Genomic DNA, 21,547 nt, shown 5'->3' on the forward strand with positions numbered 1-21,547 from the left:
GTACAAGAGCAATTTCGCGCAAAAGCGCGTTTTTCAAAAGAGGGAACGCTATGAAAGTCATCCATCTTATCAGCGGCGGCGACTCTGGCGGAGCCAAGACCCATGTGCTGAGTCTGCTCCAGCATTTGAATGAAACCATCACCGCCCAGCTGGTCTGCTTCCGGGACGGCCCCTTTGCCGACGAGGCCCGCCAATTGGGAATTCCCACGGAGATTATGTCCGGGAATCACATCTTTCGCATCCGCAAACAGCTGACGCAGTATATCCAGGACGGCGGCTATCAGGTCATCCACTGCCACGGAGCCAGAGCCAATATGATTGGCGCCATGCTCCGCAGAACCACCGGCCTTCCGGTCTGCTCCACGGTCCACAGCGATTATAAATTGGATTACATGGGCCGTCCTCTGAGCCGCCTGACCTTTGGTAATATCAACGCTCAGGCACTGCGCAAGCTGGACTACCGCATCGGCGTGTCCGACGCCATGGTGGACCTTTTAATCGACCGGGGCTTTCCGCCCGACCGATTCTTCACGATTTACAACGGCATTGACTTCACGCCCGCTCCCCCGCAAGGCGACCGGCTTCCCTATCTGCGGAACTTGGGTCTTGACGCGGACGAAAACAGCGTGGTGGTGGGCATTGCCGCCCGGCTGAACCCGGTGAAGGACATCTCCACGCTGGTTCGGGGCTTTGCAAAGGCACATGCCAGATGCGGCCGTCTCCGCCTTTTAATCGCCGGAGACGGCGAAGAGCGTCAAAAACTGGAGGCACTGGCGCAGGAGTTGGGCGTTGAAAAGCAGGTGTGCTTTGCCGGCTGGATCTCCGGCGGTATGGATCGGTTTTACAGCGCTTTGGATGTAAACGCCCTGACCTCGGTGTCCGAGACGTTTCCCTACGCGCTGACGGAAGGTGCCCGGTTCCGTCTGGCCACCGTGGCCACCGCCGTGGGCGGTATCCCCGCCCTGATCGACACGGACGTGAACGGTTATCTATTTGCTCCCGGAGACGACACTGCGCTGGGGAACGCGCTGGCCGCGCTGGCCCAAAACGACGAGCGCCGCCGCGCCATGGGCCAGCGGCTCTATGAAAAAGCGTCCACCCAGTTTTCCATTCAGCACACGGTGGACACCCAGCTTCATATTTACGGGGAGATTATCCGCCGCCACAACCGCCCGCAAGCAGAGCGGGACGGCGTGGTGATCTGCGGGGCCTACGGTCGGGGCAATGCCGGGGACGACGCGATTCTCGAGGCCATTTTGCAGGAGATGCGCGGCATCGACCCGGATATGCCGGTGCTGGTCTTGAGCAAAAGCCCGAAGGAGACGCGCCTGACCTATCGGGTCCGGGCGGTACAGCGGTTCAACTATCCCGCATGGCGCAAGGCCATGCGCCACAGCAAGCTCTATATTAACGGCGGCGGCAGTCTTATTCAGGATGTGACCTCCCGCCGGTCCCTGTGGTTCTATCTGCACAACATCTCCTCTGCCAAGCGTCTTGGCTGCAAGGTGCAGATGTACGGCTGCGGCATCGGCCCGGTGAGCCGCGTCAGCCACCGCCGAATGGCGGCGCAGGTGCTGAACGCCGATGTGGATGTTATTACGCTGCGAGAACCGGACTCTTTGGAAGAATTGAAGTCCATGGGCGTGACAAAGCCCGAGATTTTCCTCACTGCCGATCCGGCTCTGACGCTGAACTGCGCCCCGCCGGACAAGACGGACAGCGTACTTTTGCAGGCGGGCATCCCCACGGGCGGACGGTATCTCTGCTTCGCCCTGCGCAAATGGAAGGGTTTTGAAGAAAAGGCCCCCGTCTTCGCCGCCGCAGCGGAATACGCCTATCACCGCCACGGTCTGACGCCGGTGTTTCTGGCCGTGGAAAAGCATCAGGACCCACTGGCGGCGGCCATTGCCGCGCAGGGGGTGTCCGTCCCCCACTATTTCCTCAATGACGCCGGCAAAGCCGGCACCATCATCGGTGCGCTCTCCCGAATGCAGGTGGTCGTCTCCATGCGGCTCCACGCGCTGATCTTTGCCGCCGGACAGGGGATTCCCTTGGTGGGCGTGGTGTACGATCCCAAAGTCTCTGCCTTTTTGCGCTATATCGGGCAGGACCTGTTCGTGGACCTACCCGACGTTACCCCAGAGCAGCTGTGCGCCATGATTGACCGGGCTGTGGAGCGCGCAGAACGGCCTGAGGAGCAGGAAGCCGCCGTGGCACGGCTTCAGGAGATGGAACACCGAAACGTGGAAGTAGCAAAACGCCTGATGGGACTTTGATCGCCCGGATTTCAGGTGCTTGAATTCCTGTTTGTCGCATACCCTGAACAGGGTGATAACATGAGCAACTCTTGTGATCCGCTGGCCTTGACCACGGCGATTAACACCCTTGCGGTGGCAATCGCCGAAACACTCAGCGACGACGATCTGAGTCTGACCGCCGCGATGCTGACCCAGCTGGGCGACACCCTCGCCACCATCGCGGTGCAGCGGGATGTGTGCAAAGATCCCAGCGAACGGGTCTGACGCGGCGCATCAGGAGGACAGCGCTGTTCTGTCCATGGGAAATGCGGTCAGCTTCGAGTCCCCGTCCCACAGAGCCAGAAAGACCGCTCTCTCATCCCGATAGCCCTGCTTAAGCAGCATCCGGCGGACCCAAGCTTCCTCTTTGCCTGCCTGCGCGATGTTTTTCGGCAGCAGCTTTCCATCCATGACGAACGGCATCTGCACATGGCTCTGCTTGGGCTTCAGGTCCATGTCCGAGGGCGTGGCGGGGCGGTAAGGCTCCTTGGGCAAAAAGCTGACCACGCCGTTATGCTCCAGCACCGCCGTCTGCACCTGACTCAAATCAAAATAGCCGCTCATCCGGGTATAGGTCAAAAATTCGTTCAAGTCCAGTCGCGCCTTTTTCAGATTTTCCCGAAAAATCACGCCATCCTCCAGCAGGATCAGCGGTTTGCCGGTGACCGCGCCCCGTGCGCGGATAGACTTGCTGGTGAGTACAGAGATACCAAAAGCAGCGAACCCGTAAATAATCAGCGCGGTTAACGGCTGCGTCGGCTCTTCCAGATCTGTGGCCAGCTCCGCCGCCACGGAGCCGATGGTAATGCCGACAATATAGTCAAAGGCGGTCATCTGGGACACCTGCTTGCTCCCCATCAGCTTGGTCAGCAGGAACAGCACCACAATGGATACCACCGAGGTAATAGCGGTTATCCCGATATTCTTAAAAATTTCCATATAAAAACTCCTCCCGAATCGTCATTCGGGAGGAGTTTTTGCAATTTCTGGCGATTTATTCCGGTTTACTTTTTTACACGCAGGTCACTGTGGTCATCGGGTAAGTCACCGGCGTGATAGGAGTTGGTGCGGACATTGATGTACTGAGCCTTGAGCTTGGAGTAAAGGATCGTCTGGCTGGAATACAAGCCGTTATATCCCGACAGCATATAGCTGATGCCGCAGGCCAGCGCGAAATACAGCATTCCGTCCGATCCGAACAACTCCGCCGACAGAAAGACGGACGCCAGCGGACAGTTGACGCAGGCGCAGAACACCGCCACCAGCCCAACCGCCGCGGCAAACTCGGCGGGCAGACCCAGCAGCGGGCCTACCACGCAGCCAAACGTGGCCCCCACGAAGAAAGAGGGCACCACCTCGCCGCCCTTGTATCCTGCGCTCAACGTCACGGCGGTGAAAAGAATTTTCAGCAAAAACGCGGATGGGGCCACCGTCCCCTCCTCAACAGCCCGCCGGATCACATCCATGCCAACGCCGTTATAATCGGAGGTGCGCACCAGATAACTCAGTCCTATGATCAGAAAACCGCCGCAAGCTACCCGCAGCCACGGGTTTTGGATGCGGGTGCGAAAAAACTTCCCCATTCCCCGAATTGTGTTGCAAAACAGCACTGCCACAAGGGCGCACAGCGCCCCCAAGGCCGCCACCCGCAGCAGCGTTGTGGGGTCCAGCGCCGGGGCCGTCACTGTATAATGCGTGGGGCTGACTCCGATCCAGACAGAGATTCCATAAGCCACCAGCGAAGCGGTAAAGCAGGGAATAAACGTCGCATGGTACATCACCCCCACGGAGATAACCACCATGGCGAACACCGTGGCGGTGAGGGGTGTTCCGAACAGAGCGGAGAAAAACGCCGCCATGCCGCACAGCGTTGCCGAGCGCATATCCCGGTCGTCCAGACGGAACAGCAGCCCCGCGTGATAACCGATGTCGCCGCCCATTTGCAGCGCCGCGCCCTCTCGCCCGGCGGAGCCGCCGCACAGGTGGGTCAAAATCGTGCCCACGAAGATGGCGGGCAGCAACAGAATCGAAAGACTCTTGCCCATGTGAACCGCGTCGATGATATCGTCGGTTCCCTGTCCCTCAGTCTTTGTCAGCTTGTAAAAGCCAACAATGAAAAGCCCCGCCAACGGCAGACACCATAACAGAAAAATGTGGGACTCCCGATATGCCGTGGCCCACTCCACACCCAAGTGGAACAGTACGCCCACCACGCCGCAGCTAACGCCGATTAAAACCGCCAGCGCCACCCATTTCGCCAGCGCGGAGAGATAATACCGCGTGTGCAATAGAATTTCCAGCAGCCTTGTCACTTCACTGCCTCCCCTGCTGCGGCGGCCCATGCGGGAATCGCATTCTCCGTCGGTTCTTCCTCCCCGTCCAAACGAGTCTCCAGTGTCTCCGGTTTTTTCAAGTTTCGAGTGAATGCCGCGAAAAAGCGGGCATATTCAACGCCGGTGGCAATCCGTTCATCCATCACCACGCCCAAGGGCATCACTTTGCCCTTCTCTCCCGGCTGCGCGTCCGGCTTTCGCACAGGTTTACCCATGCAGATGAACACACCGGTGGTACCAAACTCATAGCAGTGGTGATAAATACAGCTGGTGTTGATCGACGCCAGATTTGTCACAAACAAACTGGTGTGAAAAGGACTGAGGTCGATGATTCTCCGGGGCAGCAGCCCATGAAGGTCCAACTGATAGACCATCCAGAACGCGAACCGGGACAGACCGGGAACAGCAAAGGCCAAATTGGCGAATTTGTCCGTGGCGTTGTTGTGGAGTGCCTCGCTGTTCCGGTCAATGAGTTCCTGAACGCGGGCGCTGATGGTAAACACCGTGTCCTCCGGCTTCAAAAAAACCTTCAGCGTGGTTTCATCCGGCGTGCCGTCCGCCCGCTTTTTCAGCAGTACAAACGAGAAACAAAAGTGGTTTCGGCGGTAAATTTTCCGATTCATAATAAAATAGTTCACCTTTGGGTTTTCCAGCGCGGCCTTATAATACGCCGCAGCCAGCACGCTCATATGGGTCACGCGGCGGCCCTCCCGCCGCTTTTGTCGAATATATGCCTTCACAATATCTTCGTCGATCATATCGCTGGCCCAGTTCTGGGCGTCATACCGGCAGGGCATGATGTATGGCAACGCCTGCACAATGGGCGATAGATCTTTTACGCGGGTCCCGTCAGATCTCATAGCGCGCTCACGTTCCTTTCCCGCGGCCGGGCCGCGACGAGTATCATACAGTCTTTGAGTATACAGGAAAACCCGAAAAAATTCAAGTTTACAGCAAAAAGCATTCCAGCATTATGCGTCATTCTGGGTGATATCCGCATTTGCCGCAGCGCCCCCCGGCTTTTCGGGGCACTGTCTTTACGTATACGAATACGCAAACGATTTTGGTTTTTTTCCATAAAAACGTCGTTAATATTTAGCTTGCTTCTGCCCCCCCTTACTGGTTGAATATCCCTCGGAGAAGTCGTATACTAAATCTCAGGAAAGCAAACAAAATATTTGGGAACCTGACAATTTATTGAACAATGGAGGATATGAAGATGAAGTACGGACGTACCTATAACTTCTCCGCCGGCCCCGCTATGATGCCGGAAGAGGTTCTGGAGGAAATCGCGGCGGAAATGATGAACTACCGCGGAAGCGGCATGTGCGTCATGGAGATGAGCCACCGGTCCAAGGCGTTTCAGACGATTTTCGACGAAGCGAAAGCCGACCTGAAGCAGTTGATGGGCATTCCCGACAACTATAAGATCCTGTTCGTGCAGGGCGGCGGCACGGTGCAGTTCTCCATGGTGCCCATGAACCTGCTCAAGGGCGGCGTGGCCTGCTATGTGGAGACTGGCGCGTGGTCCAAGAAGGCCATCAAGGAAGCTAAGAAGTTTGGCGAAGTGAAGGTCGTGGCCTCCTCCGCCGATAAGAACTACTCTTATGTCCCCGATTGCTCCAATCTGGATATTCCCGATAATGCGGACTATGTGTACATCTGCGAGAACGAGACGATCCATGGCCTGACCTATCGCAAGTTGCCCAACACCAAGGGGCATGTCTTGGTGTCTGACCAGTCCTCCATGTTCCTGTCCCGTCCCTGCAACGTGGCGGATTACGGCCTGATCTGGGGCGGCGTGCAGAAAAACGTCGGCCCTGCGGGCATGTCCATCGTCATCATCCGCGAGGATCTGATCCGGGACGATCTGGACGACACGCTGCCGGTCTATCTCAACTACAAGACCCATGCCGACGCCGACTCCCTGTACAACACGCCCAACTGCTGGGCGATCTACTGCTGCGGCAAGGTCTTCAAGTATCTGCTGAAAAACGGCGGTCTGGAAGCCATGAATGCCCGCAACGAGGAAAAGGCCAAGGTTCTGTACGATTTCCTCGATCAGAGCAAGTTCTTCACCGGCGCCGTGGTGAAGGAAGACCGTTCTTTGATGAACGTGCCCTTCGTCACCCCCAGCAAGGAGCAGGACGCCGAAGTGGTCGCCGCCAGCAAGGCCGCAGGCTTCGACAACCTGAAGGGCCACAAATCCGTGGGCGGTCTGCGGGCTTCCATTTACAACGCCATGCCCAAGGAAGGCGTTGAAGCATTGGTGGACTTCCTGTCGAAGTACGAGAAGGAACACGCCTAAGGATTTGAACGGACGGGCAGTTATCCCCCCTTGGGGTCTTGTCCGCCAATGAAGCGCATGGATCGTACCGCCTTTGGCGGCTGCGGGTCAATGCATAAAGCGTCTGCCCGCAAAGCGGGCAGCTTTCGGGGGCCTCCCCCATGGTCCCTTGAATTTCCAACGGCCATCGGAGTTTTTCCGCGTCTCCCGCTTTGAAACCGTGCGGCGGACTTTGTCCCGTCTCCCCGTCCTTGACCCGGCTTGAAACCGCTCCGCGGTTCCAAACCGGAGAGGAGGAGCAAGGGAGCGGAATGGAGTTTTCGCCATAGGCGGAAACGCAACGGCGCGGACTTTGCTCCGACGACGCCCCTGGGGTGCGTCTATTAAATGATGTAAAGGGGTTTAATTTCATATGTCTATTCGAGTTTTGGTTACCGACGGCATGGATGCCGGTGCAATGGAGAAGCTGCGGCTGGACGGCTTCGACGTCGTCGAGCAGTTTTATGAGCCCGATCTGCTGGGAACCGCTCTGCGGGATTTTGATATCGTTGTGATCCGCAGCGCCACTAAGATCAAGGAGCCGCAGATCGACGCTGCCAAGGGCAGCCAGCTGAAACTCATCATCCGCGCCGGCGTGGGCGTGGACAATATCGCCGTAAAATACGCTGAGGCGGCGGGCATTCAGGTGAAGAATACACCCCGCGCCTCCTCCAACGCCGTGGCGGAGCTAGCCATCGCGCTGCTGTTCGCCTGCGCCCGGAACCTGTCCATCGCAGGCCACACCATGCGGGAAGAAAAGTGGGAGAAGAAGGCCTATTCCAAGGGCTTTGAGCTTCAGGGCAAGACCATCGGCGTGGTGGGCTACGGCCGCATCGGCCGCTTGATCGGCGACAAGGCACAGGCGCTGGGTATGAACGTGCTGTCCACGGTCCACCGCAACAAGCCCGAGGGCTGCGAGTGCGACACCATGCACTTTGTCTCTATGGACGAGCTGATGGCCCAGTCCGACATCATCGCCCTCAGCGCTCCCGCCGGCGACAAGCCGCTGGTGGATGCGGAGTCTCTGGCAAAGATGAAGGATGGCGTGGTCATCATCAACACCTCTCGCGGCAGCAACATCGACGAGGCCGCTCTGCTGGACGCACTGAATTCCGGCAAGGTGAAGGCCGCCGGTCTTGACGTGTGGCTCAGTGAAAAGGAACCCAACTGGGCGCTGGCCTCTCATCCCGCCGTTGCCTGCGCGCCTCACATCGGCGCGGGCACCAAGGAAGCGCAGAAGCGCATCGGCGCGGAGTTGGTGGACATCATCGAGCACTTCGCATAATCGACTCATTTCCACTGAGCGCATAAAAATGCTTTTAAGGCGTCATCGTATAAACGATGACGCCTTAATTTTGCGTGGTATTGACGGGATGGTGGGAATTTGCATTTCAACTGTCAGAGTCGTATCTCATAAACGGTTCCACAATGAGCGGCTTTGCTGCCGTTCGCATTCCATCGCAGAGGCAACCGCAGCTTCAGTAACCAGTGTTCCTCCGCGTCCATGCTTTTTCACAGTTCCTCCGCGCGGCTTACAGGCTGTTTTTGCCCCGGGCCATATATTTTCCGCTGGGCTCCGCCACAAGAATTCTGCCAAGTTCGGCCATAAGCCTTCCCCGCAGGTAAACCTGCGCGATACCGCCGGAGGTGACAAAGCCCTCATAGGGGGTATATCCCGCCGCGCTCACGCAGTCTGCCGCCCGAATCACGTGGCTCGCCCCCGGATCATAGACCACGATATCCGCATCGCTCCCCTTGCGGATCACACCCTTGCGGGGATACAGACCGTACAGCTTAGCAGGATTTTCACTGAGCACCTGACACATCGTGGGCAGGGCAATCTTTTTCTTCTCCACGCCATAGGAATAGAGTAGCTCTCCCCGCGTCTCCACGCCGGGAAGTCCCCCCGGAATCTTTGTGAAGTCCTCCCGGCCCGCTTCTTTTTGCTCCAACGTGAAGGAACAGTGGTCGGTGGAAACGGTCTGGATCAATCCCCGTTTCAGCCCCCGCCACAGATAGGCCTGCTCCGCCTTCTCCCGGATGGGAGGCGCGCAGATATACCGCGCGGCGGCAGAGTAATCAGAATTGAAATAGACGCTTTCATCCAGCAGCAGATACTGGGGGCAGGTTTCCACATAGACCTTCTGTCCCCGTTTCCGTGCGGCTTCCACTTCGTCCATCGCCTGATGATTAGTCAAATGAACAATCACCACCGGGCAGTCCGCCGCCTGTGCGATGCGCAGCAGACGGCCCACCGCCTCCGCCTCCAAACAGGCCGGGCGGGTCTGGGGATGAGAAGCAGGAGAAAGCTCCCCAGCGGCCTTTTTCTCTGCGATCATCGCGTCGATCACTCCGGCGTTCTCACAGTGGAAGCCGCAGATGCCGCCCATCCGCTTGATGGCTTTCAGCGCACTGTAAATCGCCCCGTCACCGATCATCATAGCGGGATAGGTCAGATACATTTTAAAAGACGAGATACCTGCTGCGAACATGTCCGGCAGCTCCGTCTCAATAGAGGGATTCCAATCGTCAATGGTCATATGGAAACCGTAGTCACAAAAGGCCTGGCCGTCTGCCTTTTTGTGCCACAGATCCAGTCCGTATCCCAGAGACTCTCCCTTGTTGGGGCAGGCAAAGTCAATCACCGTGGTGGTGCCGCCCCGAATGGCGGCACGGCTGCCCGACGTGAAATCGTCGGCGGTCGTGGTGTTGCACACATCCAGATCAAAATGGGTGTGCGCGTCGATGAACCCCGGGAACAGCAGCATCCCCGTCACATCCATCACATTTCCGCCTGCGGCGGACAGTCCCCGGCCTACCTGCGCGATCTTCTCCCCGTCGATCAGCACATCCGCCCGGCGGACACCGCGGCCAGACACCACGCTGCCGCCTTTAAGCAATGTTTTCATCGCAAAACCTCCCTTGCGTCCTTGCTTTATGCAGACTCAGCATAGCACAGTTTTCTTTTGATTTCCAGCCGTGAAAGCCACGTCGGAAAGAAATATTTTTTTGGGCGGACAATCTTCCCTTTTCTTCAAAACCACAGCCGCCCTTCAACATGCGATCTCCTGTATTTTTGTCAATTGTGCCGGTGCAATTCACTATAATCTTCAAAATTTTACACAGTTTACACGTTTCCCTCTTCCCTTTTTTGAAGAAGCGGTTTATACTGATATCAATAGAAAGTGCGGTTTGTTCCGTGCTTTGGATTTTAAGGAGGTAGAAGATGAAAAAGGCAATTTCCCTGTTGCTGGCTGCCGTCATGGCCATGTCTTTGACCACAGTCGGTCTTGCCACCGACACCACCACGGTAGAAAAGGGCGATGTCGTGGTGCTGTACACCAACGACGTCCACTGCGGCGTGGACGACAACATCGGATACGCGGGTCTTGCGGCCTATAAGGCCGAAATGCTCAAAGCCACCGATTATGTGACGCTGGCCGACGCGGGCGACGCGGTTCAGGGCGCGGCTCTGGGCACACTGTCCAAGGGCGAGTATCTGGTGGACATCATGAACCAGATGGGCTACGATGTGGCCGTCCCCGGCAACCACGAGTTTGACTACGGTATGGATCAATTCCTGAACCTGTCCAAAGAACTGAAGAGCGGCTATGTTTGCTCCAACTTCATGGACCTGCGGACTGGTAAGCCAGTGTTTGACGCCTATAAGATGATTACCTACGGCGACACCAAGGTGGCTTATGTGGGCATCGACACGCCTGAATCCATCACCAAGTCCACTCCTTCCTACTTTCAGGACAACACCGGCAAGTATATCTACGGTTTCTGCAACGGCAATAACGGCAAAGAGCTGTATAACGCCGTGCAGACCGCAGTGAACTCCGCTAAGGCCGCAGGCGCCACCTACGTTGTGGCAGTTGGTCACTGCGGCATTGATGAGCAGAGCGCTCCTTGGCGTTCTACCGACATCATCGCCAACGTCTCCGGTCTGACCGCCTTCATCGACGGGCATTCCCACAGCACCATTCCCTCTCAGAAGGTTTCTGACAAGGACGGCAAGACCGTTCTACTGACCTCCACCGGCACCAAGCTGGCCGCCATCGGCAAGCTGGTTCTGAAGCCCAACGGCACCGTCACCACGGAACTGGTCACGGATTATACCGCCAAGGATTCCAGTATGGACACCTTTGTCAAGGGCATTCTGGCCAAGAACGACGCGCTGCTGAAAAAGGTTGTTGCCAAGACCTCTGTGGATCTGACCACGCTGGAGGCCGACGGCAAGACCCGCGCCATCCGCAATCAGGAGACCAATTTGGGCGATCTGGTGGCTGACGCTTACCGTGACGCCGCGGGCGCCGACATCGCCATCGTCAACGGCGGCGGCATCCGCGCCGACATCAAGGCCGGCAACATCACCTATGAGCAGATCATCGCGGTCCATCCCTATGGCAACGAGTTGCGGATGGTGGAAGCCACCGGCCAGCAGATTCTGGACGCGCTGGAAATGGCCTCCCGCACCACTCCCGATGAAAACGGCGGCTTCCTGCATGTGTCCGGTATGACCTATACCATCGACACCTCCGTTCCCTCCACCGTGAAGGTTGATGACAACAAGATGTTCGTCTCCGTCACCGGTGCCCGGCGCGTCAAGGACGTGAAGGTTGGCGGCGTGGCCATCGTGGCTAACAAGACCTATAAGCTGGCCTCTCACAACTATATGCTGGAAGGCGCGGGCGACGGCCTGAACATGTTCCAGAAGGATAAGTTCCTCTCCGTTCCCGCCATGCTGGACAACGAGATTCTCATCAACTATATTACCGGCACGCTGAAGGGCACTGTCCCCGCCGAATACGCCAAGGCTCAGGGCCGCATCACCATCGTCAAGGCCGCGGCTCTGCCTTACACGGACGTGGCTTCCAACGCCTATTACTACGACGCCGTACTCTTTTCCGAGAAGAGCGGCCTGATCCCCGGTACCACCGCCACCACCTTCTCCCCCAATGTCACTATGACTCGCGGCGATGTGGTTCTGGCTCTGTGGAATCTGGCTGGCAAGCCCTCCGCCAAGGCCACTCCCGCCTTTACCGACGTGGACTTCACCACGGATCTGGGCAAGGCCGTGGCTTGGGCCAATGAAAACGGTATTGTCAACGGCAAAACTGCCACCACCTTCGTGGCCGCCGACTCTGTGAACCGTCAGCAGTTCTCCGCGTTCATGTACCGCTATGCGGAGGCTCTGGGCTACAACGTCACCACCACCGGCAGCCTGACCGCTTTCACCGACGCGTCTCAGGTTTCCTCTTACGCCACGCAGGCGCTGGCTTGGGCCAACGCCAACAGCTTGGTGAACGGCTTCAGCGATGGCACAGTCCGTCCCATGGGCACTGCCACCCGCGGCCAGTCTGCGGCGATTATCTATCGCTTCGCCTCTACTCTGACCGCCTCCAAGGCCGCCTGATCTCCAATTCAACAGCCTTGAAAGGCCGCCGGTTCGGTGCATTCGAACCGGCGGCCTCTTTTGTTGATTGCGCACAGGGGCGCTTTCGTTTGAAAAAGCGCGGCTCCCGGCAAAAGCCGGGAGCCGCGTTTCTAGTTCAGTGGAGAAGTTACAGGGACTTCTCGTAGGACTCGATCATCTTCTTGACCATCTGGCCGCCGACAGAACCGGCCTCGCGGGCGGTGATGTCGCCATTATAGCCTTCCTTCAGGTTGACGCCAACCTCGGAAGCAGCCTCCATCTTGAACTTATCCATGGCAGCACGGGCCTCGGGCACGTTGATCTTGTTGTTATTCTTGTTAGACATAATCGTTTCTCCTTTTCTCAATACCAAACTTGTTTGTGTCGTTTGTGTTTGTGGGTTTTCTGGGTATCGCAAGCATAGTTTGACTCGAAAAGAAAGGAATATGCCGGAATTCAGACGGTAAAATTTTGAAACACGACAGCTTTTCCTTTAAATCGGCAGGCAGATTTCAAAAAAATACGCTCCGCCCAATCTCTTTGGCCCTGCGCCTTCGGCGCTCAAACAACGGAGATTTAACAGGATTTGTCTCTTTTTTCTTTGAGATACTTCGCATTTTAGCCTGTCTGTGGTATAATAGCCGCTAGGCAACTATTTTATATGTTTATAATAAATATACTATAACGGCGCAAACGCCTAAAGTATCAACGTACGAAGGAGACACAGCATGATTCGAGTCATCGTCGCAGACGACGAAGAAAAAGTCTGTCAACTGATCTGCCATCTGATTGACTGGGAATCTCTGGAGATGGAGTTGGTGGGAACCGCCTCCAACGGCATTGAGGCTCTGCGGCTTATTCAGGAAAAGCAGCCGGATCTGATCCTTTCAGATATCCGAATGCCCGGATGCAGCGGGTTGGAGCTGATGAAGCAGGCCAGAGAATACGATCCGGATCTGGAGTTTATCATTATCAGCGGTTACTCCAGCTTTGAGTATGCCCAGACCGCCATTCAATATGGCGTGCAGGACTATATTCTCAAGCCTGTCAATCAACAGTTGCTGAACGCCACGCTGCAAAAGGTCCGCAAGCGATATTTGAAAAAGCACTCGGACGGCTCCGACTCTCTGGAGGGTGCGCAAGCCGATCTCCTGAAAATGATCTGGTTTGACTTGGAGAATGGCAGCGTTCCCTCCACAATGGAAGAGGTCAACAAAAAGTATTACGCTCACTTCCAGCCGGGTGTTTTCCAAGTTTTCTGCATTCAGGAATCCTTTAAGGATTTCCAGACCATCGGGATTCCCTATGCGCAGTCGGTCTTCGACCTGCTTCTCCCTCTGGCGGAAAACAGCTTGGGGGAGCTGATTCGTCCGCTCTGCCATGAATTCAGTATGGTCGCCCGGGGACGGCAGATTTTTGGCATTTTAAATTATGCGCCGCAAAATCGGGAACAGCTGCAAGCGGCTCTGACCCGCGTCATCAAGGAGCTGCGGATGGAAATCCACGCCTTTGAGCGCATTGAACTGCTTCTCAGCGTTGGCAAAGAGTTCACATCTATCTCTCAACTGGGCGAATGCCGTCAGCAGGCGCAGTACGCGATGGGGCAACGGCTTCTGTTGGAAAAAGTTCCCGTCTTTCTGTCCGAAATTCCAGAATTGGAAAACACGGACAACGAGGCGCTTTTCCACCTGTTCAGCGCGGCGGTTCAGGAGGGAATCACGCTGCAAAGCGAAGATCAAATTTGCTTTGCTATTCAAAATTTAGAGAAAAAAGTCCTGCAAAGCGGCATATCCGGACACCAGATTCTTCACATCGTGAAGACCGCTTATCACCTCTTTCTTCTATCCGGCCTTTTTCAAAATGAACTGCGTTTCTCCCCCGCCGGAGAGCGGGAGTCCTGTTTCAACGAACAGGCCGACCTGTGCGGCCGGGTTGAAGACCTTTTCCGCCTGTTGGAGGCCAACTGTCTGCGCGATTTGCAAGAGGCCGGAAAATGGATGAAGCGGGAGAAAGTCCGCCCCATCAATGAGGCAAGGCAGTATATCACCGAGCATTATGCCGAACCGCTCAATCTGGATGGCGTATGTTCCCAAGTAGGACTCAGTCCCAATTATTTCAGCACCCTGTTCCGCAAGGAGACGGGCAGAACGTTTTTAGAATATCTGCTGGAAATCCGCATCAACGCCGCCAAGGAACTGCTGCGGGGTACAAAGCAGACGACGGAGGCCGTGTGCGAGTCCGTTGGAATCCACGACTACAAACGGTTTTCCAAAGCGTTTAAAAAGGCCACCGGCGTCAGTCCCAAGGAATACAGGAATCTTTATTCCTAGGGCAAACTCTGTGCGGTGTTGCCCTAGAGCAAACTCTATGAATCGCGGCAGTATAGGAGGGGAGGCCGGAAATGAAAAAGCATAAAAGTTTTTTGGAAACGCGTCTTTTGATTTTTCGGGTCGCGTTTTTCATCCTGTTTCTCGCCCTGCTGGCTCTGGCGGCAGCCGCCGCCTACCATACCCGCTGGTTTCTGCCGATTCTGCTGGTTGCTTTTGCCGCGGTCGCCTTGATTCCACTGGAGTTTTTCTTCCTGTGGAAGCCCTATTGGAATGAGACGAAGCGGCTTGGTCTGGCAGCGTCCACTCCAGAGCTGGCCGACCTGCCCTCGCCAAAATACTACTATAATCGGCAATACGGCTATTTTATCGAGCGGTTGAGCGCCACTTTAAAAGCCACAGACTCCTTTGAACTCAGCAAGCGGCAGGCGCAGTATCAGGCTCTGCAAAATCAAATCAATCCACATTTTCTTTATAATACGCTGGAGAGCATCCGCAGCGAGGCGCTGATCTCGGGTCTTGGCAGCGTGGCGGAAATGTGTGAAGCGCTGGCCTCCTTTTTCCGCTATACCATCAGCAATCAGGCGGACGTGGTCACTGTGGACGAGGAACTGCAAAACATCAAGACCTATTTTTATATCCAGCAGTACCGATTTGGCAACCGGCTCTCCTTGCACATCGACTACGACGAGGAGGACATGGATTCCTTAATCCGGTGTAAAATTCCCAAGCTGACGCTGCAGCCCATTGTGGAAAACGCCATTATCCACGGGATCGAGCAAAAACTGGGGGATGGCAGCGTCACCATCAAACTGCTGCTAACGGAGAGATGTCTGCTCATTCGGATTTCAGACGACGGCGTGGGCATGGCCCCGGAAATTCTGGAAAAGGTGAATCAGCGCATCGCGGGCAACTCTCCCCCAGGAACCGGAAAGGGCGGCATTGCCATTGCCAATGTGAACAACCGCATCCATCTGCTTTTTGGCGACACTTACGGGATGATCGTCTATTCCACCTTGGGCGCGGGGACCGATGTGGAAATCTCGCTGCCCCGTCCCGCCTGAAGAAAGCGGAGGCAGCTATGAGAAAAGAGATTTTTCGGATGGATCACGTCCTTTACGCGGAAAACGGGCAGACCCATCTGAACGACCTGAGTATGCAGATATTTCAGGGAGAGATCTATGGTATGCTGCGGCTGGAGCGACATGGCGGAGCAGAGCTGTTCAAGCTGATCGCTTTGAACGAGCCGATCCGAAACGGTCATGTGTTCTTTCAGGATCAGCTGGTCAACAGTCCCGGCCCTCATCCCGTCACCCAAAACAAGGTCGCTATCATTGACAGTACCAGCCGCTTGATCAACAGTTTGTCCCTTGCGGACAATCTTTTCGTCATTCGTCCGGGTTTTCGCAAATTTTACGTGCGGGAGCGGGAACTGCAAGCGCAGACGGAGCAGCTTTTCCAACAGTATGACATCCGCCTGCCCCAGCAAATGCTGGCAGGACAGCTGAAAAACTATGACCGGCTGGTGATGGAACTTCTCCGCGCCATGACCGCTGGAGAGCTTCTGGTGGTGCTGATTGACATTCCGGATTTGCTGGGCAGTGAGGAACTGGCTGCGTTTCATCAGCTTTTGAAACGGTTGGCCCAAAATGGGATGACCTTTCTTTACGTCTATAACCACCACGAAGCGCTGCGAAAAATCTGCGACCGCATCGCTGTTTTCAAAAAAGGCCGCATAGAAAAAGTGGTGGATCGAAGCTCCGATCTGAATCAGCACATTCGCGTTTTGGCCAAGCCCGCCTATGAGGCTCTGCTGCGTCTGGGGCAGGCAGACAGCGAGTCCAAGCGCCCCCGCGGAAAGCCTGTCCTGCGGTTGGAAAACATCTGTCGGGGCGGTTTGGATCACTTCAGCCTTGAAATCTGTTCGGGAGAGACACTCCTTCTCATCGACCGCAGCAACACGGTTCTGGACGATCTGATGGGTCTTTTCGAGGATTTGAAGCAGCGCGTGCCTGTTCCCGGCGTTGTGGCCTGCGGCAAAGAATTGAGCGATTTGCGATTGGGCCTGTTGGATCGTTTGCCCTCTCGAACGGGACTTTTTCCGGACATGAGCGTTTTGGACAATCTCTGCTTTGCCCTGGGGGAAAAAGTCCCCCGCATCTGGCGCAAGCAGCGGCTTTTAAACAGCGTGGCCAAGGAATACCGTCCGGAGCTGGGGGATCTGCTGGATGAACAACAGCTCTACGATCTGCACACACAGGATTTGTATACGCTGGCCTACTATCAGTATCTGATTGCAAAGGCAGATTTGGTGGTCTGCCTCCAGCCTATTTCCGGGCTGGATATGTATCTGCGGCCCCACACGCTCCGCCTGATCTCCAAGCTGCGCAGCAGCGGCATTCCCGTGCTGCTGCTCTCCACCGATCTTTACGACACGCTGTATGTGGCGGATCGGGTTTTGTGGGTGGACGGCGGGAAAATCGCGCTGGCCAAAACACCGGATGAGTTTCATGAGCTGCGCCTTTTACAGGAGGACCTGTTCCCCGACTGAGCCGTCGATTGGAAAAAGCGCCGGACCCGAATGGGCCCGGCGCTTTTTGTGTCTTTGGAACTTGCTTTAAAACCAGGCTTTTACCGCCGGATACAGCTTTTCAAACCGTTCATACTGCTCCTGATATTTTGCAGCCAAAAGCGGGTCCGGCTCCACAGTTTCCGTCACCTGCACGATGGCATCGGCCGCCTCCTCCACAGAAGCGTATTCTCCGCAGGCTACCGCCGCCAGCATGGCGGCGCCCAGACCCGGCCCCTCTTCCGAGGCCACACGCTCTACCCGCAGATTCAGAATGTTGGCAATCATCTTCCGCCACAGGGCGCTTTTCGCACCGCCGCCGCAGATACGAGTGCTGTCAAGACGGATTCCCAGCGCTTTTGCCACCTCAAAGGAATCCCGAATGCCAAAGGAAACGCCCTCCATGATCGCCTGCGTCATATCCCGGCGGGTGGTGTCCATCGACATGCCGATGAACATGCCCCGGGCTTTCGGGTCGTTATGAGGAGAGCGCTCTCCCATGAGATAAGGCAGGAAAAACGTGGAGTTTTCCCCCAGCCGCTCTTCCATCCCGGCCTGCTCCGCAGCATAGTCCTTGGTTCCGATGATGGAATCCATCCACCACTGGTTGCAGGATGCCGCAGAGAGCATACAGCCCATCAGGTGATACTGCCCGTCGGCATGGTCAAAGGCGTGCAGCGCGTTGCGGCTGTCCACCCGGAAGCTGCGGCTGGAGATGAAAATGGTGCCGCTGGTGCCCAGCGAAACGTTGCACCGTCCCTCCCCCACCGTGCCGGTGCCCACAGCGGCAGCGGCGTTGTCCCCTGCGCCTGCCGCCACGACACAGTTGCATTCAAGACCCAGCTGCGCGGCCAGAGCAGGTTTTACCGTACCGGTGGGCTGATAGCTTTCAAACAGCGCGGGAAGCCAGCTTTTCTCCACGCCGCACAGCTCCAGCATCTTCTCCGACCAACATTTGTGCTCCACGTCCAGCAGCAACATGCCGGACGCGTCGGAATAATCCGTGGAGTGTACACCGGTGAGCTGATAGGCGATATAGTCCTTGGGCAGCATGATTTTTGCGATGCGGGCAAAATTCTCCGGTTCCTTTTCCCGCACCCATAAGAGCTTTGGCGCGGTAAAACCGGCAAAGGCGATGTTAGCCGTGCAGGCTGAAAGCGTCTCCTTGCCCACTGTGTCGTTGAGCCAAGCGGTCTGCTCCGCCGTTCTTCCGTCGTTCCACAAAATGGCGGGGCGGATCACTCGATCTTCCGCGTCCAGCATAACAAGGCCATGCATCTGCCCGCCAAAGCTGATTCCCGCCACCTGCTTTGCATCAAATCCGGTCAAAAGCGCCTTCAGTCCATCCTGCACGGCGCTCCACCAGTCCTCCGGCCGCTGCTCCGACCAGCCAGAACGGGGGAAGTAGATGGGATATTCCCGGGAGACTACATTGCGGATGGTTCCGTCGCCGCCCATTAAGAGCAGCTTGACTGCCGAGGTTCCCAGATCAATTCCGATATAGTCCATGCTGTCTCAGTCCTTTGCGGGTGGATACTCGTTGCACAGCAAACGATAGGGAGGCTCGTCCTCCTCAATCTTGGGGAAGCGACCCACCGGCTCGTAAAACCGGTTGTCGGTATTGTCGTCGTTGCACATAGAGACTTCTCCAATGAGGATGTCGCCTGTGCCCGGAACCGTGTCAAAGTCGTGGTACTGGTGGGGCCAGAGCGTAATGCTCTCGCCGGGCTTCAACTCCACGCCGGTACCGGCGGGCACGAGATAGGAGCGTCCATCCCGGTTGACCAGCACGTCCTCCGTGGAACGGCTGCCGTCTCCGGCGTCGTTATAGACGTGGATAATCATGGTGCCGCCGCCGCGGTTGATGATGTCCTCGCTCTTATTCCAGTGGAAGTGGCAGGGGAAACGCTGACCCTCCTTGAGCATGATGAGCTTTTCCGCGTAAACCTTTTTGTATTTCGGGTTGTTCTGGTTTCCGTTGCGCAGGGTGATGAGGGCAAAGCCCACCTTGTCGAAATCCTCCAGCCCGCAGTCCGTGATATCCCAGCCCAGCTGGTTATCGCGGATTTCGTCGTATTCGTGGCTCTTGTCCGCCCAATCGGCGGGAGTCCATTTGCAAAACGGCGGCAGCTCCACGCGGTGCTCCGCCAGCAGTACTTCCATGTCCCGGATGCACTGATTAATTTTTGAACGCTTCATATTGTTTCTCCTTTTGCCCAAAGGGCGGCTCAGATGTGGTCGATGAAGTTCAGCCGGGCTTGATAGGTCTTGCTCTCCCCGGGTCCGAGGATCGGCGCGGCACAGCCCGGCTCGTCCACCTTCGGACCGTCCAAAAAGACGTTCATCGGCTCAAGACCCATGACGTACTCTCCCTTGCCCAGCATCTTCCACTGGCAGAAAAACGGCAGGTCCTCTCCGCTGTATCGAACATTCACGCCAATGCCCCGCTTCTCGTTGAACAGGGTGTACTGCACCATGCCGTCCGCGTCTTGGCGGAGCTTATGGAAATAGCACCGCTCCGGATACGGATACTGGGGCGCTTCAATCTGCTGCCAAGAAGACAGGTACTTGGCGGCATTCTCCTCCCGGGGCGCTGTCTCCTCGCTGTCAAGAATCAGCTTGCAGCCCTCTTCCAGCAGAGGATAGCCGTAATTCAAATGCAACGCGTAAAGCACCTGACGGTTGCCGAATCCGTGGTTCGTGATGGTGTCGGTCAGGAGGATGCTGTCCTCCCCGTGAACAAATTCCAGCTTTCTGTGCAGCGTCAGATTCTCGCCGAAAATGCGGGCCTCCCGCATGGTGCCCTCCAGCGTCAGCGTGGGGATTTCTCCCCGGAGACCCCGGGCATACTTCACATTCTCCGCCGGGGTATTGGCAATTCGGCCATGAAGGCCCAGCTCCTCGCCGTTCTTCGTCTGGGGATTGCCAAAGTGCTGCAAGCCGCAGGTGGTCAGCATGCCCACAAAGAAATTGCGCAGCCAGCGGGTCCCCTGTGCGTCGTAATACTCCGGGGCCACGATTCCGCAGGGCGCCAGATAGTTCATGTTCTTGCCCTTATAGCGCACCTGATAGATATCCATGCACCGCCCCGGCAGAACTGTGGCGGAGAGATTGCCGCCATTGTCCACATCCATCACGCGAACACCATCCTGAAATCCGCCGGAGAGCACGCCCTCCCGCAGGGACATCAGTTGGTTCAGATCGCCGATATACTCCAATTGTTTCTGATAGCTCTGGCCCATGGCCATACTCCTTCCTCCGGCCCTAAGCCGGAAACCGCTGCGTTCCATTCACTCCCGGTATTTTTCCGGGAGATACGTTTATGCGTGCGCCGCCAAAAATTCCTCAACCTCTGCCAGAGAGGGGGCGCCTTCCATGGGGCCCTGCTTGCGCACGGACATGGCACCCGCCGCATTGGCGAACCGGCCGCACTCGGCAAGACTCTTTCCGGCGATCAGCGCCGTCAAAAACGCGCCGCAGAACGTGTCGCCTGCGCCGGTGGGGTCCACCTCTTCCACGGAAAAGCTGGGAACATCCAAAATCTGGTCACCGGAGAAGATGCGGCAGCCCTGCTCGCCGTTTTTCAAAACCACGGTTTTCCCCTGACTTGCCCAGATGCCGCAGCCCTCATCGTCGGTAGCCGCGCCGGTAAACATCATGGCCTCGCCCTTGCTGGGGAAGATCATGCTGGAGCGTTCCAGCACCGGCATGCACAGCGCCTTGATTTCCTCCACACTCAGCGCCTCGGGCCGAATGTTGGGATCGAAGCAAATCTGCGTATCCGCCGGCAGCTCCCGCACCAAACGGTGGATGGTGTCCGCCGCGCCGTGGCTGACGGACATGGCAAAGCCCGTGATATGGAGCCACTTGGTTCCCTGAAGCTTCTCCAGATGGATGTCCTCGGCGGACATCATCCCCGGCGCATCCTGATGGACGTGATAGATAAAATTCCGGCTGCCGTCATGGAAGTAGCACACAAAGGCAACGCCTGTGGCGGCTTCGGGGTGAACGCGCACCATGGAGCAGTCCGCTCCGCTCTCCTGTAACCGGTTGACGATGCAGCGGCCAAAGCCGTCGTCACCGACCACACCGATCATGGCGCTGTTCGCACCCAGCTTGGCCGCGGCATTCAGCATAATGCCGGAATCACCGCTGGGATAGGGGCCGGTAAAATCCGCCGCAGTGTCCAAAGGCTTATCCAGCTCCTTGCGCATGACCTCGCACAGCAGCGCGCCGATGGAAACGATATCGTATGCCATATTCAGTCCCTTTCCTT

18 protein-coding genes are annotated in these 21,547 nt (G+C 56.7%); 8 read left to right on the forward strand and 10 right to left on the reverse strand.

Features of this window, described 5'->3' with window-relative positions; all coding sequences use genetic code 11:
* Window positions 1-50 precede the first annotated feature (50 nt).
* Window positions 51-2,276: a polysaccharide pyruvyl transferase CsaB gene (gene csaB / locus ON16_RS10945; RefSeq protein WP_040662333.1), complete on the forward strand. Its 2,226-nt coding sequence runs from the start codon at window positions 51-53 to the stop codon at window positions 2,274-2,276.
* Window positions 2,277-2,336: 60 nt separating this feature from the next.
* A complete protein-coding gene (locus ON16_RS10950; protein ID WP_040662336.1) occupies window positions 2,337-2,522 on the forward strand; it encodes a DUF6774 domain-containing protein in 186 nt (61 codons plus the stop codon).
* Window positions 2,523-2,531: 9 nt separating this feature from the next.
* Here the strand turns inward: ON16_RS10950 and ON16_RS10955 are convergent, their stop codons facing one another.
* The 3 genes from ON16_RS10955 to ON16_RS10965 all read right to left on the reverse strand — a co-directional run bounded on the left by ON16_RS10955 (window position 2,532) and on the right by ON16_RS10965 (window position 5,490).
* Window positions 2,532-3,236: a DUF421 domain-containing protein gene (locus tag ON16_RS10955; RefSeq protein WP_040662339.1), complete on the reverse strand. Its 705-nt coding sequence runs from the start codon at window positions 3,234-3,236 to the stop codon at window positions 2,532-2,534.
* Window positions 3,237-3,301: 65 nt separating this feature from the next.
* Entirely contained in the window at window positions 3,302-4,609 is a 1,308-nt protein-coding gene (locus tag ON16_RS10960; protein WP_051131700.1) for a chloride channel protein, read from the reverse strand.
* A complete protein-coding gene (locus tag ON16_RS10965) occupies window positions 4,606-5,490 on the reverse strand; it encodes a hypothetical protein (RefSeq protein ID WP_051131701.1) in 885 nt (294 codons plus the stop codon). The genes ON16_RS10960 and ON16_RS10965 overlap by 4 nt, the downstream gene beginning before the upstream one ends.
* 359 nt (window positions 5,491-5,849) lie before the next feature.
* On the opposite strand from ON16_RS10965, the gene serC reads away from it, so the two are divergent.
* Window positions 5,850-6,938: a 3-phosphoserine/phosphohydroxythreonine transaminase gene (gene serC, locus ON16_RS10970; protein ID WP_040662345.1), complete on the forward strand. Its 1,089-nt coding sequence runs from the start codon at window positions 5,850-5,852 to the stop codon at window positions 6,936-6,938.
* Between the two features lie 391 nt (window positions 6,939-7,329).
* Window positions 7,330-8,241: an NAD(P)-dependent oxidoreductase gene (locus tag ON16_RS10975; protein WP_040662348.1), complete on the forward strand. Its 912-nt coding sequence runs from the start codon at window positions 7,330-7,332 to the stop codon at window positions 8,239-8,241.
* Window positions 8,242-8,488: 247 nt separating this feature from the next.
* Here the strand turns inward: ON16_RS10975 and hydA are convergent, their stop codons facing one another.
* Window positions 8,489-9,865, reverse strand: coding sequence for a dihydropyrimidinase (gene hydA / locus ON16_RS10980; RefSeq protein WP_040662351.1), 1,377 nt, complete (start codon window positions 9,863-9,865; stop codon window positions 8,489-8,491).
* On the reverse strand, window positions 9,849-10,226 hold the full coding sequence (locus tag ON16_RS15605; RefSeq protein WP_144032097.1) for a hypothetical protein: 378 nt from the start codon (window positions 10,224-10,226) through the stop codon (window positions 9,849-9,851). Before ON16_RS15605 ends, hydA begins: the two co-directional genes overlap by 17 nt.
* Between ON16_RS15605 and ON16_RS10985 the strand changes: the two genes are divergently transcribed.
* Window positions 10,183-12,375 (forward strand): 5'-nucleotidase C-terminal domain-containing protein, encoded by a 2,193-nt coding sequence (locus tag ON16_RS10985; RefSeq protein WP_040662354.1) that lies wholly within the window; start codon window positions 10,183-10,185, stop codon window positions 12,373-12,375. The genes ON16_RS15605 and ON16_RS10985 overlap by 44 nt on opposite strands.
* 148 nt (window positions 12,376-12,523) lie before the next feature.
* Here the strand turns inward: ON16_RS10985 and ON16_RS10990 are convergent, their stop codons facing one another.
* Entirely contained in the window at window positions 12,524-12,721 is a 198-nt protein-coding gene (locus ON16_RS10990; RefSeq protein ID WP_040662357.1) for an alpha/beta-type small acid-soluble spore protein, read from the reverse strand.
* Window positions 12,722-13,103: 382 nt separating this feature from the next.
* On the opposite strand from ON16_RS10990, the gene ON16_RS10995 reads away from it, so the two are divergent.
* The 3 genes from ON16_RS10995 to ON16_RS11005 all read left to right on the forward strand — a co-directional run bounded on the left by ON16_RS10995 (window position 13,104) and on the right by ON16_RS11005 (window position 17,253).
* A complete protein-coding gene (locus tag ON16_RS10995) occupies window positions 13,104-14,705 on the forward strand; it encodes a response regulator (RefSeq protein ID WP_040662360.1) in 1,602 nt (533 codons plus the stop codon).
* Window positions 14,706-14,776: 71 nt separating this feature from the next.
* Window positions 14,777-15,766 (forward strand): sensor histidine kinase, encoded by a 990-nt coding sequence (locus tag ON16_RS11000; protein ID WP_040662363.1) that lies wholly within the window; start codon window positions 14,777-14,779, stop codon window positions 15,764-15,766.
* A gap of 17 nt (window positions 15,767-15,783) precedes the next feature.
* Window positions 15,784-17,253 (forward strand): sugar ABC transporter ATP-binding protein, encoded by a 1,470-nt coding sequence (locus ON16_RS11005; RefSeq protein ID WP_040662365.1) that lies wholly within the window; start codon window positions 15,784-15,786, stop codon window positions 17,251-17,253.
* A 66-nt stretch (window positions 17,254-17,319) separates the two neighbouring features.
* Here ON16_RS11005 and xylB read toward each other — a convergent pair whose 3' ends face one another.
* The 4 genes from xylB to ON16_RS11025 all read right to left on the reverse strand — a co-directional run bounded on the left by xylB (window position 17,320) and on the right by ON16_RS11025 (window position 21,530).
* Window positions 17,320-18,780, reverse strand: coding sequence for a xylulokinase (xylB, locus tag ON16_RS11010; RefSeq protein ID WP_040662368.1), 1,461 nt, complete (start codon window positions 18,778-18,780; stop codon window positions 17,320-17,322).
* A 6-nt stretch (window positions 18,781-18,786) separates the two neighbouring features.
* Window positions 18,787-19,470, reverse strand: a complete 684-nt coding sequence (locus ON16_RS11015) for a D-lyxose/D-mannose family sugar isomerase (RefSeq protein WP_040662371.1) — start codon at window positions 19,468-19,470, stop codon at window positions 18,787-18,789.
* 29 nt (window positions 19,471-19,499) lie between these two features.
* The gene (locus ON16_RS11020) at window positions 19,500-20,519 is read right to left on the reverse strand and encodes an aldose 1-epimerase family protein (RefSeq protein ID WP_051131702.1); all 1,020 of its coding nucleotides are present in this window, start codon (window positions 20,517-20,519) and stop codon (window positions 19,500-19,502) included.
* A gap of 72 nt (window positions 20,520-20,591) precedes the next feature.
* Complete coding sequence (locus tag ON16_RS11025; protein ID WP_040662373.1) at window positions 20,592-21,530, reverse strand: sugar kinase; 939 nt, start codon at window positions 21,528-21,530, stop codon at window positions 20,592-20,594.
* Window positions 21,531-21,547: the final 17 nt, after the last annotated feature.

The organism is Oscillibacter ruminantium GH1, from assembly GCF_000307265.1.
GTDB lineage: Bacteria > Bacillota > Clostridia > Oscillospirales > Oscillospiraceae > Oscillibacter > Oscillibacter ruminantium.